Origin of the sequence: Microcoleus sp. (genome assembly GCF_049646505.1) — a bacterium.
Taxonomy (GTDB): domain Bacteria; phylum Cyanobacteriota; class Cyanobacteriia; order Cyanobacteriales; family Microcoleaceae; genus Microcoleus.
Genome location: NZ_JBARVX010000004.1, coordinates 1 through 15,018 on the forward strand (window position 1 = coordinate 1; position 15,018 = coordinate 15,018).

The 15,018-nt window shown below is 43.9% G+C and carries 13 protein-coding genes and 1 pseudogene; 9 read left to right on the forward strand and 5 right to left on the reverse strand.

Translation table 11 applies throughout. The features are described from left to right. The 9 genes and pseudogenes from WBA89_RS00225 to WBA89_RS00265 all read left to right on the forward strand — a co-directional run. Window positions 1–1,020 (forward strand): MlaD family protein (locus WBA89_RS00225; RefSeq protein ID WP_424402954.1); only part of this gene is annotated, 1,020 nt, incomplete at its 5' end. Between the two features lie 245 nt (window positions 1,021–1,265). Further along, a complete protein-coding gene (locus WBA89_RS00230) occupies window positions 1,266–2,042 on the forward strand; it encodes a Uma2 family endonuclease (protein WP_424402956.1) in 777 nt (258 codons plus the stop codon). A 93-nt stretch (window positions 2,043–2,135) separates the two neighbouring features. Further along, window positions 2,136–2,717 carry a Uma2 family endonuclease gene (locus WBA89_RS00235; RefSeq protein ID WP_424402958.1) on the forward strand — a complete coding sequence of 194 codons (582 nt, stop codon included), beginning with the start codon at window positions 2,136–2,138 and terminating at the stop codon, window positions 2,715–2,717. A 48-nt stretch (window positions 2,718–2,765) separates the two neighbouring features. Continuing rightward, window positions 2,766–3,392 carry a Uma2 family endonuclease gene (locus WBA89_RS00240; protein WP_424402960.1) on the forward strand — a complete coding sequence of 209 codons (627 nt, stop codon included), beginning with the start codon at window positions 2,766–2,768 and terminating at the stop codon, window positions 3,390–3,392. 14 nt (window positions 3,393–3,406) lie between these two features. Beyond that, window positions 3,407–3,988 carry a Uma2 family endonuclease gene (locus WBA89_RS00245; protein WP_424402962.1) on the forward strand — a complete coding sequence of 194 codons (582 nt, stop codon included), beginning with the start codon at window positions 3,407–3,409 and terminating at the stop codon, window positions 3,986–3,988. A 140-nt stretch (window positions 3,989–4,128) separates the two neighbouring features. Continuing rightward, window positions 4,129–4,860, forward strand: a complete 732-nt coding sequence (locus WBA89_RS00250) for a Uma2 family endonuclease (protein ID WP_424402964.1) — start codon at window positions 4,129–4,131, stop codon at window positions 4,858–4,860. A 192-nt stretch (window positions 4,861–5,052) separates the two neighbouring features. Then, window positions 5,053–5,448, forward strand: coding sequence for a tetratricopeptide repeat protein (locus tag WBA89_RS00255; RefSeq protein WP_424402966.1), 396 nt, complete (start codon window positions 5,053–5,055; stop codon window positions 5,446–5,448). A 76-nt stretch (window positions 5,449–5,524) separates the two neighbouring features. After that, window positions 5,525–7,822 carry an FkbM family methyltransferase gene (locus WBA89_RS00260; RefSeq protein ID WP_424402968.1) on the forward strand — a complete coding sequence of 766 codons (2,298 nt, stop codon included), beginning with the start codon at window positions 5,525–5,527 and terminating at the stop codon, window positions 7,820–7,822. A 51-nt stretch (window positions 7,823–7,873) separates the two neighbouring features. After that, window positions 7,874–9,328 (forward strand): annotated as a pseudogene (locus WBA89_RS00265) (glycosyltransferase family 4 protein); the annotation flags it as partial. Window positions 9,329–9,433: 105 nt separating this feature from the next. On the opposite strand, the gene WBA89_RS00270 reads toward WBA89_RS00265, so the two are convergent. The 5 genes from WBA89_RS00270 to WBA89_RS00290 all read right to left on the reverse strand — a co-directional run bounded on the left by WBA89_RS00270 (window position 9,434) and on the right by WBA89_RS00290 (window position 14,507). Beyond that, on the reverse strand, window positions 9,434–10,318 hold the full coding sequence (locus tag WBA89_RS00270) for a PhzF family phenazine biosynthesis protein (RefSeq protein WP_424402970.1): 885 nt from the start codon (window positions 10,316–10,318) through the stop codon (window positions 9,434–9,436). A 290-nt stretch (window positions 10,319–10,608) separates the two neighbouring features. Then, complete coding sequence (locus WBA89_RS00275; protein WP_424402972.1) at window positions 10,609–12,192, reverse strand: anthranilate synthase component I family protein; 1,584 nt, start codon at window positions 12,190–12,192, stop codon at window positions 10,609–10,611. Between the two features lie 21 nt (window positions 12,193–12,213). Next, on the reverse strand, window positions 12,214–13,074 hold the full coding sequence (locus WBA89_RS00280) for an N-acetyltransferase family protein (protein WP_424402974.1): 861 nt from the start codon (window positions 13,072–13,074) through the stop codon (window positions 12,214–12,216). Between the two features lie 173 nt (window positions 13,075–13,247). Further along, window positions 13,248–13,673 (reverse strand): photosystem I reaction center subunit II PsaD, encoded by a 426-nt coding sequence (locus WBA89_RS00285; protein ID WP_424402978.1) that lies wholly within the window; start codon window positions 13,671–13,673, stop codon window positions 13,248–13,250. A 333-nt stretch (window positions 13,674–14,006) separates the two neighbouring features. Beyond that, window positions 14,007–14,507, reverse strand: coding sequence for a peptidoglycan-binding domain-containing protein (locus WBA89_RS00290; protein WP_424402976.1), 501 nt, complete (start codon window positions 14,505–14,507; stop codon window positions 14,007–14,009). Between the last annotated feature and the right edge of the window lie 511 nt (window positions 14,508–15,018).

A 15,018-nucleotide genomic window follows, 5' to 3' on the forward strand; every position in this document is an offset into this window, starting at 1 on the left:
ACCGACCCCGCCCTATTCGACAGTATTAAATCAATTGCACGGGATACAGCCAACACAGCTCAAGGTGCAGTTAAACTAACTCAAGATTTATCGGATCTCACTCAAACTGCCAAAGCAGAAATAAAAAGCTTGAATCAATCCGTCAGGGGAGACGTTGGCACTTTAAGTAAATCAGTAACTAACGAACTAGGAACTTTAAATCAATCTTTAAAAGGAGAAGCCAACAGTTTAACTAAATCCTTACAAGTAGAAATAAACAGTTTGAATCAATCCTTAAAAGGAGAAGCTAGCAGTTTAAATCAATCTGTCAAGGGGGAAATATCAGGAGTCGCCGCAGATGTTTCTAAAGTAGCAGCTACAGCCGACACTTCCACAAAAGCCGTATCTGCAGCTGCGATCGATTCTGCTAATTCAGTAACTCAAGCAGCCAATCAAATTACCTTGACAGCCAACCAACTCAACGCTTTAGTAGCAACCAACCGCGCCAGTTTAGTCTCGACTTTAAACAACATCAATCAAAGCAGTCAAGAATTGCGGGTAGCTGTCAGCAGTTTGAGTCCGACAATTAACCGCATCAACCAAGGACAACTGCTGAACAATTTAGAAATTCTCTCAGCCAATGCCGCCCAAGCTTCTGTTAATTTGCGAGATTTGTCCAGCCAGATCAACAATCCCGCCACTTTGCTATTATTGCAGCAAACTCTAGATTCAGCACGAGCTACATTTCAGAACGTGCAGAAGATTACTTCTGACGTGGATGAATTGACGGGAGATCCGGCAATCCGCAACAGCATTCGCCAATTGTTCAAAGGATTAGGAAGTTTATTTGGTTCAACAGAACAACTGCGACAAGAAGTTAAAGTAGCTCAAACATTGGCTCCCCTTTCCGAGAAAGTACATGCAACTGCAACTGCGGAAAATTTATCTGTTCCGCCGAGTTTTCCCAGCTTGCACAAAAAACACAAATTGCCTGTTATACCTTCTCAAAATGCAAAACCTGCAGCACCCATTGTGCCATAAAACACTCCTGAAAACATGGTATAATTCAATAAACAGAATTATTACTAGGTTCGGATTTTTTTCTAACAACTAAATTATTTTAGTTGTTTTAGGGTGTATTGGCTGTCAGAATGTTGCGGCGAATGACTTAGATCCCCAGCACCCGAAGCGCACCCTAGGATTAGTTGTCCGTGCCAACCAGGCATTAAAGTTATTGTCCAGATTTTATTCACAAAAAAGTATTTCAATCGCAACAAGGAAAACCAATGACGCAAACATTATCGAAACAGGAAAAACCCAAAACTCAGTATACTGTAATTTGGGAAAAATTGCCAGATGATTTTAAATTACCCGACGATCCTGTGGAAAATATCGACCAACCACTTTTAGCCGCCGCCCTGCGAGAAGCTTTGGAAATCGCAGGATTTATCCTAGCTTCAATGCTCATAGCTTCCAATTTTGGACTCTGTGCCAAAGTTAACGACAAAACAGTAGTAAAAGCACCAGATTGGGTATTTGTTCCCTCGGTATTGCCAGCAGAACCAGGAGAAGTTCGCCGCAGTTATACGCGCAATGCTGAGGGAGAAGTACCCGCAGTAGTGATGGAATTTTTATCGGATACTGACGGCAGTGAATATTCAAATAAACCTACCTATCCTTACGGAAGATGGCGGTTTTACGAGCGAATTTTGCAGGTGCCGATTTATGTAATCTTTGAACCTAAATCGGGAGTTTTGGAAGTATATCGACTCTCGGACTCGGGAGAGTACGAACTGCAAGAACCGGATGCTAATCGGCGATTTTGGATAGAATCAATGGGTTTATTTCTAGGGGTTTGGGAAGGTGAAAAATCTCAGAGAACGGGTTATTGGTTGCGCTGGTGGGATGAGGATGGCAATTTGCTGCTGTGGGGTGCCGAACGGGTGGAACAGGAACGCCAGCGCGCCGATGAGGAACGCCAGAAGGCCGAAGATGAACGCCAGAAGGCCGATCGACTAATGGCATATTTGAGAAGTCAGGGTATCGATCCTGATGGCATTTGAAGGTGCGGGAGGTCGATCGAACAAAAGTTAATAAAATTGAGAAAGCAATTGCGCTGTCAAAGGCTTAATCTAGAAAAAGGATAAGGAGAAAACATGACACAAACAGCAGTCAAAAACTCAATTACTGATAGTTGCCTGACTCTAAGAGGAGTGAGTTGGTCACAATTAGAATCGCTAGAAGCCGCTTTTGAGTCGGTCGGCGGTATCAAATTCGCTTACTTAGATGGAATTTTAGAAATTATGACAGTTAGCCCCGAACATGAAGAGACAAAGAGTACCCTTAGTGTTTTGTTAGAAGCATACTTGAGAGAGAAGGACATCCGATTTTATATCAAGGGCGGGCCGACTTTGGGTAGTAAAGAACTGGGGGCAAGAAAAGAGCCTGATGAGTCGTATAATTTGCAGACTAAAAAGGCAATTCCAGATTTGGCGATCGAAGTTGTATTCACTAGCGGTGGCATCGATAAACTTCAACTATACAAGCGGTTGGGGATACCAGAAGTTTGGTTTTGGGAAGATGGGGTACTGAGTATCTATTATTTGAGGGAGGAGTACGAAAAAGTCGATCGCAGCGAGTTGTTGCCGGAGTTAGACATTGCTTTGTTAGTGAGATATGTAACTTACTTCGATCAATATGATGCTGTTACTGAATTCATCAAGGCTTTGCGGGAATAGTTCAAATCAACTAAAATTAAATCTAATTAGAATAAAGGAGCGAGCGACATGGTTCAAGCCTTAACAAAATTAGTCACATTTGACGAATTCATTGCATGGTATCCTGAGAATGCAGAACATCGCTACGAACTGCATAATGGAGTAATTGTTGAAATGCCCAAAGGAACTGGCAAACATTCAGAAGTTTCTGGATTTCTCAATATAGAAGTTGGCGTTATATGTCGCAATGCTCGATTGCTTTATTTCATTTCCAAGGAATGTGTCCTTAAGGGCGATCGCACTGAATCAGGATACGAACCAGATATCATCGTTCTCGATCGCCAGCAAGTGATAAATAAACCGCGCTGGGCAGCAGAATCGATTGTCACAATGGGTTCTTCAGTGCGTTTAGCAGTAGAAGTTGTCAGCACCAACTGGCAGACTGACTATCTTACAAAACTGCGCGATTATGAAGAAATGGGCATTTTTGAATACTGGATTATCGATTATTTGGGATTGGGCAGAAGACGCTATATTGGCAATCCCAAACAACCGACGCTTTGGGTATATCAATTGGTTGACGGGGAATATGAGTTGACGCAGTTCCGGGGAGACGAGAGAATTGAATCGGCTGCTTTTCCAGAGTTAAAATTGACAGCTCAACAGGTGTTTGAAGCAGGAATTGTTAATGAATAAGGAGCGAGTTCGCCATGACTGCAACGTTAGAAGAAAAATTATATAGATCCTTGCTATTTCCAAGGTTAACCTGGGAACAATTCAAGACTTTAGAAGGGATGCTGGATATTCCAGGGGTTCGGCTGTCATTTTTAGATGGGATACTGGAGATTCAGAAAATGCCTGGAAGAAAACACGAAACAGCCAAGGGACGTATCGGTGCGTTGGTAGAAACTTACATGATGGCGGCCCGAATCGATTTCACCCCTACGGAGTCTCTGACTTTAGAAAATGAATCGCGCTTGGTAAAGTGTGAAGCAGACAAGTCTTACGAATTGGGTGCTGATAGAGAACGTCCCGATTTGGCGATCGAAGTAGTCGTCACTAGCGGCCCAATTGATAAGCTAGAGGCTTACAAACGGCTGCAAATCCCTGAAGTCTGGTTTTGGGCAAACAGCCGACTGTCTCTGTATGCTCTCAGACAGCAAGGATATGAAGAGATTGCGAGTTCCGAATTGCTCCCACAACTCGATATTCCTTTGTTTGTGAGGTGTGTTAATATGCCGAGTAATGTTGAGGCTGTCAAAGAATTTCGCAGTGGGTACCGCGATTTGTAGTCAAAAATGGCATGGTAAATATACTACATTTGTTGTGGCACGGGCCTCCCGCCTGTCAGCTATCTGCAATTAAAAATAAAATTTGATTAGCTACAGCCAAAAAGTTTATAATAAATCTACAACTCACAGGAAGCACGATCGTGACAGCAGTCGTTCCCACCCTAAAAAATTCTGAAATCGTATACCCTAGCGCTGACGGAGAACCAGTGGCAGAAACTTACGACCATGTTTATGCAATTTTAACCACTTTAGAAGTCTTAAAACAATACCTGGCTGAGCGTCGAGCTACTGTTTTAGCAAACCAATTTTTGTACTACGCTCAAGGTTTTCCAAAATTGCGTGTAGCACCTGATGTGATGGTGATTTTTGATGTCGAACCGGGCGGCAGAAATAATTATAAAATCTGGGAAGAAGGTCAAGTACCGAAAGTGATTTTTGAAATGACATCACCGGGTACAAAGTCGGAAGATATAATTAATAAAAAAGACTTGTACGAGGGGATAGAAGTTGAGGAATATTGGTTGTTTGACCCTAGAGGTGAATGGATTCGGGAACAATTGCGCGGGTATCGATTGGGGGAAGATGGGTATGAATTAATCAGAGATAATCGCAGCGAAGTATTGCAACTGCGGTTAGAAATAGAAGGAAAACTGATTGGATTTTATCGTGAAGATAATGGGGAGAAATTATTGATTCCCGATGAATTGGCTTCAGCTTTGCAAGCGGAACGGCAACGGGCAGAAGCGGAACGGCAACGGGCAGAAGCCGAAAGTCAACGGGCAGAAGCCGAAAGTCAACGGGCTGCTGAACTCGAAGCTTTGTTAGAGCGTTATCGAGATCGGTTTGGAGAATTATCACAGGATAATGCCTGAAGAGACAGGAGTGCGATCGCACTTTACCGAGATCGCACTTCAAAATTCTCGGTTAAATATTGTTGACAAGTCTAATTTTTTGTGTTAATGGAATCTAGAAATTTAAAACTGATCGTTTTGCGATCGAACTTGGGCAATCTAGATACAGGTGCTTGGTGAGTACCTGGAAAACAGCCACGCTAAGGGTTAGCAATGGAAAGTATACAGACAAAATCGAGCGATCGTCGGGTTCGTAAGGGCAATGGAACAAAGCAGATTTTTGCGTTAGTATCGATGGTTGGGTTTGCTGGTTCTGCGATTTTTGGTATTGTGAGTCTGTTCGGCAGCGGTTTGAGCAGCCAGCACCGACAAAAGCAGGCGACGGCGACTGTTTCTCAGGAGTCTTTGCTGGCGGCGCAGGAACGGGGATATGAGACGGTTTTGCGGCGGGAACCTCAGAATCTGACGGCTCTGGAGGGGTTGGCAAATGTGCGGTTGCAGATGAATAATAAGGTGGGGGCGATCGAGCCTTTGGAAAAGTTGGTGAAGCTAAATCCTGGTAGAGCTGATTATAAGGTATTGTTGGGGCAGGCGAAGGGGAAGAAGTAGCGGAAAGGGCGATCGGTCAAGCCCAAATCGAAACACAGACCAGTTAATATGATTTTATCAAACAAAAAATATTCTTATGTTCTTTCTTCCAAGTTTAAAAAAAAGCGGCCATTTAGATAGAGTTCACATCACGGTATGTATTGTTGGTTCGCGCAAAATTGAAAAGCAGGATGATTATGCCAGTCAAAACTGGGATATTTTCGCGCCTAACTTAACTATTTACGGATTTGATGCAGATGTAGAAGCTTGCGAGCAAGCTAATGCTGAGTTAGAAGCTAGAAAAGTCAATTGGAATGAAAAACATATTCCCTCAGCTCTTAGCAATACAGAAGGAAAAGCCACACTTTATGTCACTAAATATCCTGGATGCAGTTCTTTATATCCCCCCAGTGAAGATTATATAAAGCGCTTTTCCGGCAACTCAGAACTTATCCAGCTAAAGTCTACAGTAGATTTATCCACTACCACGTTAGAAAAATTTTGTCAAGCTGAAGGTATCAAAGAAATAGATTTTCTCCACCTAGACGTTCAGGGAGGAGAGCTTAATGTTTTACAAGGAGCTGATGGGATATTAAATAATAGTGTACTGGGATTGATAACGGAAGTTGAGTTCACCGAGATATATGCAGGTCAACCTTTATTTAGCGATGTAGATATTTATCTCAGAAATCAAGGTCTGACACTTTTTGACTTTGGGAGTATGTATCGCGATCGACGCCGCGACATCCCAGTCATTTCACAAAGCCATCCCGGAGCTTTAATTTGGTCAGACGCTTTTTATTTTCGCGATTTGATGCGATCGAATTTAGATCCAAACTTGAAAACACCAGAAAAACTGCTCAAACTAGCTTGTCTGGCTGACGTGATGAAATTTCCCGATTATGCTCTGGAAATTCTAGAGTATCTAACTTTAAATCATGGCAGCGACCCCAAATATAATTTCGCCAATAATATCATTGAGAGTCTGGGTCAAGTTCCAGAATTGACGACACAAGGGCTAGAATCGCTACCGATAGTTGCTAGACTTCGAGAATATATAAGTCTCGATCGAGGATACATTCAGAATACTGCCGATCCGATAATTCCAGACTTAGAAACTACTCTGGTTAGAAACTGGAAGCCTAGTTTTATTTACAAAGGAAAACATCTTCCGTACAACCGAATTGGGTATAACAATACTGGCGAGCGAGCCATTGAAATTCCAATTGCTTTAAATTTTATAGCAACTTTAGAAAAGAAAGATAATATCCTGGAAGTTGGCAATACGCTGTCTCATTATGAAAACTCATTAAGCGAATATATTGGGATTAGACCGAGGCGGATAGTTGATAAATTTGAAGTTGTTATGGGTGTAGACAATGTAGATTTTATGGACATTCCCTCAGAGGAAAAGTACGATGTTATAGTTTCAGTTTCTACTGTCGAACACATAGGACAAGGAATTGAGCCGTCTTCACAAGCCTATGGCGAGCAGATTCAAATTCGGGACATTGAAATGCCCCTGAAGGCGATCGCCAAAATTTATGACTTGTTAGCGGTAGGAGGTAAAGCATTAATTACAGTGCCGTTTGGCAAGCTGATTGACGGCGGATGGTACATTCAGTTCGATCGACTGTACTTAGAGACTTTAATAACTAAATATCAAATTCCGCCCGCCGCCATTTCTACAGTTTTCATGAGAATTTTAGACATGGAAGTGCCCAGCAACAATCCCAGGGAAATCTGGATAGAGGAACAAAAAGAAAACCTTCAGAATGTCGAATATAACTACCCTTATCCTTGTGCAAATGCTATAGCATTAATAGAGCTTAAAAAACTTTCGGAAGCCTTTTCTTTAAACCTAGATGTTCCTTCCACAGCCCTAAGTTATCATCAACCTGTTTGTGAAAGAGCAACATTTTTCCCAGAATTAATCAAAGATAGTTTTTTGCTGCTGTTGTCACAGCTCAGAGATATTAACTTAATCTGTTTTCCTGATTGGGAGCAACCCGAAGAATCTCTGTGTTCAGATATGGAAAAAGTCATTAGCTCAATTTTGGCTCACCCAGATCGAAGTCGCATAACTTTGCTAATATATTGCAGCAATATTTCTGAGGAAGATGCAAACTTCGTGTTAGCTGGTGCAACAATGAACGTTTTTATGGAAGAGCAATTAGAGGTTGATGATGAACCAGAATTTCATTTAATGGAAAACATTAGTCAGGTAGAATGGGCAGCTTTGATACCTCGCGTCTGTTCGGAAATTGTCTGGGATGACTCCAATAAACAGGCAAGCGCCAAACTGGAATCGAAAAATATTCCTGTCTGTGAATTAGAAAACTTTAGCAAGCAGCGAATTGTTCAATTAGAAACAGGAGCTTTCGTTCTGAGATAATCACTCTTGTACTATTGCGATATTTCCAAGTATCACACAGCAACTATGGTAATTGTCATTGATGGTGTATTTTTTCAGCTATACAAAACCGGAATAGCGCGTGTCTGGCGATCGTTATTAGAAGAATGGGCAGTCACCAATTTCGCTGAATGTATTGTGGTTTTTGACCGTGCGGGTACTGCCCCCAAAATTCCTGACATTCAATATCGTACTGTCTCGCCCTATGACTACAGCAGCACGGATGCCGATCGCGAAATGTTACAGCAAGTTTGCGATGAAGAAGGTGCAGATTTATTTATCTCAACTTACTATACAACGCCAATATCAACCCCTTCTGTATTCATGGCCTATGACATGATTCCTGAAGTTTTGGGTGCCAACTTTGATGAACCTATGTGGCAAGAAAAACATCGCGGAATTCGCCACGCATCTTCCTACATTTCAATTTCCCAAAATACAGCTTGTGATTTAGTCAAGTTCTTTCCCCACATTCCTTCTAATTTGATAACTGTAGCTCATTGCGGAGTTGCGACTAATTTCTCCCCCGCTAGTCTAGAGGAAGTTAACTGTTTTAAAACCAAGTACGGGATATCCAAGCCTTATTTTCTTTTGGTAGGTGCAGGAAGCGGCTATAAAAATGCAAATTTGTTCTTCCAAGCTTTTGCTCAACTTTACAGCAGACAAGGCTTTGAAATTGTCTGTACGGGGAGCGGCATATTATTAAGCCCAGAATTTAGAGCTTCTACATGGGGGAGTACAGTGCATATGCTGCAACTCAGCGACGAGGAGTTGAGACTAGCTTATTCAGGTGCGATCGCACTGGTTTATCCGTCGAAGTATGAAGGTTTTGGGATGCCAGTTTTAGAGGCTATAGCCTGTGGCTGCCCTGTCATTACTTGCCCTAATTCGTCTATTCCTGAAGTTGCAGGAACCGCAGCTTTATATGTGAAAGATGATGATGTTGACGGGCTAGCAGATGCACTTTGCGAAGTGCAAAAACCTAAAGTTCGCGATTCATTGATTGCTGCAGGGCTGGAACAATCAAAAGAATTTTCGTGGTCAAAGATGGCGAAAAAAGTTAGTTCAGCACTGATTGATGCAACTCTACTGTGTTTAAACTTGCAAGATATTAATCTAATTGTTTTTCCCGACTGGTCGCAGCCAGAAGAGTCTCTTGGTTTAGAATTGGAACAATTGTTGAGGGCGATCGCAATTCACCCAGACAAAAGCAAAATGACTCTACTGGTAGACAGCACCAACATTTCTTACGAAGATGCCGATTTAGCTTTATCTGGCGTAGCGATGAATCTTTTAATGGCAGAAGATTTAGATGTTTCCGACGGGCCTGAAATTGTACCGATCGGACTGTTGAGCGAAATTCAGTGGGAAACGCTCAGGCCGCGCCTGCATGGGAGAATTGTATTGGAGAATGAGAATAAAGAGGCGATCGCACAAGCAAAAGCGGAGAACATAGCCTTATTTGAATTAGACAGCTTAAAAATATAAAATTCAAGCCACCGGCCGGGCGGGTTTATGAGATTGTCGGTTTTCGGCAATTATTATTGGTGAACCCGCCCCTACAGGTATTTACGATTATTTAATTTGCGGATTCTAAACAAATTCCCCTTTCGCAACCATCACAACTTTCCCGCCAACCAACACTTCTATTTCACCGTTTGTTCTCTGAGATTGCAACAGCAGCAGCGAAGGTCGATCGATTTCGTAACCCTGCTCAACTTTAATATCGATCGCATCCTGCCCGAAATAACCGTAATTTACCAAATATCCAGCCAAACAGCCGTTAGCACTCCCCGTCGCCGGATCTTCGGGAATTCCTAGGGAATCGGCGAAAACTCGGACGCTCAAATCATTAATGTCGCTGTAAGTTTCGGGACAAAATATTAAAATTTCTTTCGCTTCTGTCGTATTAATTAGTTCAAAATATTTGTCTGAGTTGACTTTAGCTTTTTTGAGCGCTGCGATAGTTTTTAATGGTACTATGATAAACGGCACTCCGGTGGAAACTTCTTGAATCGGAAATTTTTCATCGATTTCATCTGGTTCTAAATTCAGGACTGTTGCCAGAGTTTTGGCTGATAAAACTTGACCGAAATTAGGCGAATTTTGTCGCATCCACAAAATGTCTGCCGATTGATTGCGATAATTAAAAGTAACTGGAATTTGACCGACGGCTAGATTGAGAATTACTCGATCGACCTTTTCGCCAATTATCTCTTGCTGCAACACAAACGCAGTGCCCAACGTCGGATGACCGGCAAAGGGCAATTCCTTCTTGGGCGTGAAGATACGCACGTCGTAGCCGTTATTTCGCCGATCGGGCGATCGAATAAACGTAGTTTCGGAATAATTGATTTCCCTCGCTATCAGCAGCATTTGAGCCTCAGAAAGTTCGGCAACTCCCGTACCGCAAAATACAGCTAGCTGATTGCCAGCATATTTTGACTCCGCAAACACGTCAACGATATAAAAATTCATATTTCCCTCTTGCAACAGTAGTTTTTAGTCAGGAGTTCTCAGAAACCGGGTTTTTTACGACAATACTTCGTTTTCACCCTCAAATTATCTAAAAAACCCGGTTTCTTTGGTTGTACGCGCTCACAAAGCCTTCCTTCTTCCTTCTTCCTTCTTCCTGATGACGTTGGACCCAAAGCTCGGGAGGGACAGCAAAACATGACTAATGACTAATGACTAATGACTAATGACTAATGACTAATGACTAATGACTAATGACTAATGACTAATGACTAATGACTAATGACTTCTAATTACTTCAAACAGCGAATAGCCTGCAACATTCCCCTGGCTTTATTCAGAGTTTCTTCATACTCCATTTCCGGGTTAGAATCTGCCACCAAACCAGCACCGGCTTGCACAGAAACCGAATGCTTGTCACCACCTAAAGATCGCACAACCATAGTCCGAATCGCGATCGCGCTATTCAACTGTCCCTCAAAATCATAAAACCCGTAAACCCCAGAATACGGGCCCCGGCGACAACCTTCCAACTCGTGCACAATTTCCATCGCCCGAATCTTCGGAGCACCGCTAACAGTACCCGCAGGAAAACCAGCTTTCAACAAATCCCAAGCAGTCTTATCTTCAGCCAATTCTCCCACCACATTGCTCACAATGTGCATCACGTGAGAATAACGCTCAATTCCCATTAATTCGTCAACTTTTACAGTACCGCTGCGGCAAACTCTGCCTAAATCATTTCTGCCCAAATCAACTAACATTACGTGTTCCGCAATTTCCTTCGGATCTTGCAGCAATTGGGCCGCCAAAGCATCATCTTCTTGAGGAGTTTGGCCCCGGCGGCGCGTACCCGCAATCGGCCGCAAAGTTGCGATCTTTTTGCCATCTGCAGTATTTTCCGCCTTCACCATAATCTCTGGACTCGAACCGATAATCTGCCAATCTCCGAAATTAAAATAAGCCATGTACGGAGAAGGATTGATCAATCGCAAAGAGCGGTAAAGTGCAAAAGGATCGCCGCTGTATTCAGCTTCCAGCCGCTGGGAAATCACAACCTGAAAAACATCTCCCGCTGTGATATAATCCTTAGCTTTTAATACATTGGCACAATACTTTTCGGGAGTAGTATTGCTGGTGTAACTCAATTCTGTATTTCCGGTTGTGGAACCGGCATCTTGTGTGGAACGGGCATCTTGTGTGGAACGGGCATCTTGCCCGTTGCCGGGAGGAGTCCATTTTATCAGAGTAGATTGCTGGGAAAGCGGCGATTGCAGCTTGTTGACTAGCTGAGAAACACGATCGCACGCTTGGGAGTAAGCATCACCCAAATCAACGCCAACCTCCCGCAAATCCGCATAAGCTACAGCCCAAATTTTCCGTTTCACCTGGTCAAAAATCAGCAAATTATCAACCTGCATCCACAACCCGTCCGGCAAATCGTTTTCTGCAGCCGGATGTACGGGAACGCGCGGTTCGATCCACTTAATTAACTCGTAACCCCAAAAACCGAATAACCCGCCAATTCCCGACGGCAACTGCGGCAATTTCACCGGTTTGTAAGGCTGCAAACACTCAGTTAAAGCAGCAAAGGGATCGCCCGTAAATACTTTTTGGGAACCGTCGCGGTAAACTTGAGTTGTGCGAGATCCCTTTGCCTCCAAAATCCACAGCGGATCGCAGCCTAAGAAACTATAACGCCCGATTTTCTCCCCACCTTCCACCGACTCCAGCAAAAAACTGTAAGGTTGACCCGCACAAACCCGATACCACGCAGACACTGGCGTATCCAAATCAGCAACCCATTCTTGATAAACAGGAACAAAATTGCCTTGTTTTGCCAGTTCGGAGAATTGTGAGAAATCGGGAAACATCATATATATAACTTAGCTATACAATCAATAAACAAAAGACGGAAGCCAACATCCCTCCGGCGGCTGGTACTCGCCAACTGCCATCACCGCCATCGGCTTGAGGGCGCGCAGCCCTTCTTCCAAGCACCAGCGAAACAAGCTTGCATACCTCAGCGGCAAGTGAAAAGCCAGCACTTCATCGGAACTGTACGCTGCAGCCCCCAACAGCAAAGCCTGCATATCGGCTTCGGTTTTGGCGGCGCTGTGACCGAAAACAGATACCGCACAAGTATAAGCCACAATCCGACCTTGCTGGAAAGCAACGAAGGGGGAAAAGTAATTCAGGGCGTATTCAATGTCGGAAGTTCGATCGCACCCGCATACTTTTTCGCACAAAACCCGACATTCGCCCACATCCTCACTGCTGAGCGGCCGCACCTCAAACCCGTACTGCGGCTGGCTGCGAAACTTCCCCTCCATTAATACAAAAGGTTCCTTCACCTCAAAACCCAGAGAGGCGTACAGCGACAGCGCAGGCAGATTAAAAGATTCTTGCACCAAACGGATGCCCGCAGCGTCCTGTCCCCGTTCCAGCAAAGCTTTCATGATTTGCCGTCCCGTCCCTTTTCCTTGAAAAGTGCGATCGACACTGACGGGCCCGATGCCGCGAATCGGGTTGCGTTCGTCCATAAAACCGCAGCCCACAACCTCACCGGAGTTTTCAGCTACGATGCCAAAAAACGACGGGCTGCCGATCAAAATGTCGGTGATTTCTGTGGCAAAATCGAGTGTGGGAAAATCTGTCGGGAACTGATGGCGATCGGAAATACCTTTAAAAGCTTCATAATTAATGCGAGCGCAAACATCGATATCCCCAGGAGTTGCTCGCCTGATTACCAGATTCATGGTTAATCTAATTATTAATTTTTATTAATTTTTAATTGCATTTGAAGTTTGCAGTGGCGATTGGGCGATCGAGAAAAAGCTTCTGCCGTCCAAGCGCTACTACAAACTAGAAAATGCAGGCTGAGCTTTTCAGGAAATACTACCCGAAAACAGCTCAGCAATTAGCTAAAAACCTAAACTTCGTAGGTCTTCTTACCGGTAAACTTCACCTTGATCGGATCGGGATTGCTGCCAATATTGCGGTCAATCTTACCGACGTAAGGACGACCTTCGTTCACCTTCTCAGGGAACACGCCATCCTTGGGATGCAGGTACTCAGTAGTACCGTCGGGAAACACGCGGTAAATTTTGTAGTTCGCAATTTTGAATTTCGCCCGCAGTTGCTGGCCGCCCAAAGCGATGCACTGCTCCTTCCGGGGCAGATACAGCAAGTTGTCGCCTTGACGCATAATTGCAGCGCCACCCGTAGGCATTTCAAACACCTGCTCCTTGGGGCTAGTCCAAGTGATAGCATACTTCTCTTCAACTAGCGCCTTGGTCAGCAAGCCGCCGGTGCTGCCGCCGAAGATTGGGGGTTGTCCAGTCAGTTCTTCTGCCATAGATATATCCAAAGGATTTTACGGCATCCTATCATCCAGACTGCGCGCTGTTCTCAAAATTGTAAGGAAAGTTAACAGTTTTTGGGCGATCGATCTTTTCTGATAATTGCTAATTAGTATTTAATAATTGATAATTGGTGATTTTTACCAAACTTAGAAAACAGAATAAAAAAGCAGGAATCAATAAAAAAGCAGCATAAAAAACAGCTTTTCGTTGGGTGGTTGTGGCGCACCTTACCCCCCTAATGGCGCACCTTACCCCCCTAAGTCAAGAACAGGCAGGATGCCTGTTCCACAAAATCGACTTCTTCCTTCTTGCTTCGGCTATAAGTCCTAAGTCAAGAACCAATTAGGGTTATAGCCGCGGGGAATTTGACTCAAAGCAGTCCAAGTTTGTCTGTTGACAATCCCCTCAGCCTCAATCCCAAAGCTTTTTTGAAATGCGCGAACAGCCGTCTCCGTCAAAGTAGAAAATTTGCCGTCAATTTCGCCGCTGTAGTGCTGGGAAACCCTAAGAACTTGTTGAACAGTAGCGACTGCTTCCCCAGAACTGCCGAATCTGAGTACCGGCATATTAACTGGAGAGTTGGTATAAAGCCCCTGCCAAGTGAGCGGCCCGACAATGCCGTCCGGCGACAAGAAAACCCGAAACTGAAACAGTTTCACAGCAAATTCAACTGCTTTGTTAAAAATTCCTGCTTCAGGCTGCCGGTAAACGCGCAACTTGGTTAGCAGTTGTTCGAGTTCCAATACCGCTTGACCTTGAGAACCTAATTGCAGTTGCGGATTGTTGGCAATAGCTTCGGTAGAATTCATCTGAGTTTTAAGTGACACAATCAATTTTGTAACCTCTAGGTTGGAGTATTCTGTTTGCAAAAAAGGTTTTCCGGGCGAAACATTTGCATCCTCAACTTTTCGCGAATCAACACTGGTGCTGGCAGTGTCTCAACAGATTCGATCGACTTTTACCGTCTCAAGACTTGTGCCCGTTTCGAGTTAATTCTCGTAAGCCATCCCTAGCGCCAAACCCCAAATTTTGCCTAAACACTCGGTTTGACATAGCAAGCCTGTCCTGAATCTGCTTCGATACTTTCGATAGTAAAGCCGAACACCGCCCGGCCGCATCACCTGTAAGGTCGATCTGATAGGGTGAGGGTTGAGGGTGAGAAGAAAGCCGCAGGGGGAGGCGGGTTCTGCGCTGAAAACTTTTCTGTGTTGAGTAGCTTTCGGGTGCGGATACATTAAAACAAGACTTACGCAAAAAACCGGGTTTCTTTCAAAAAGAGTCGCTTTTCTCGATAAAATTTGACGCAGAAACCGGGTTTTTAATCTTTCGTGCGTAAGT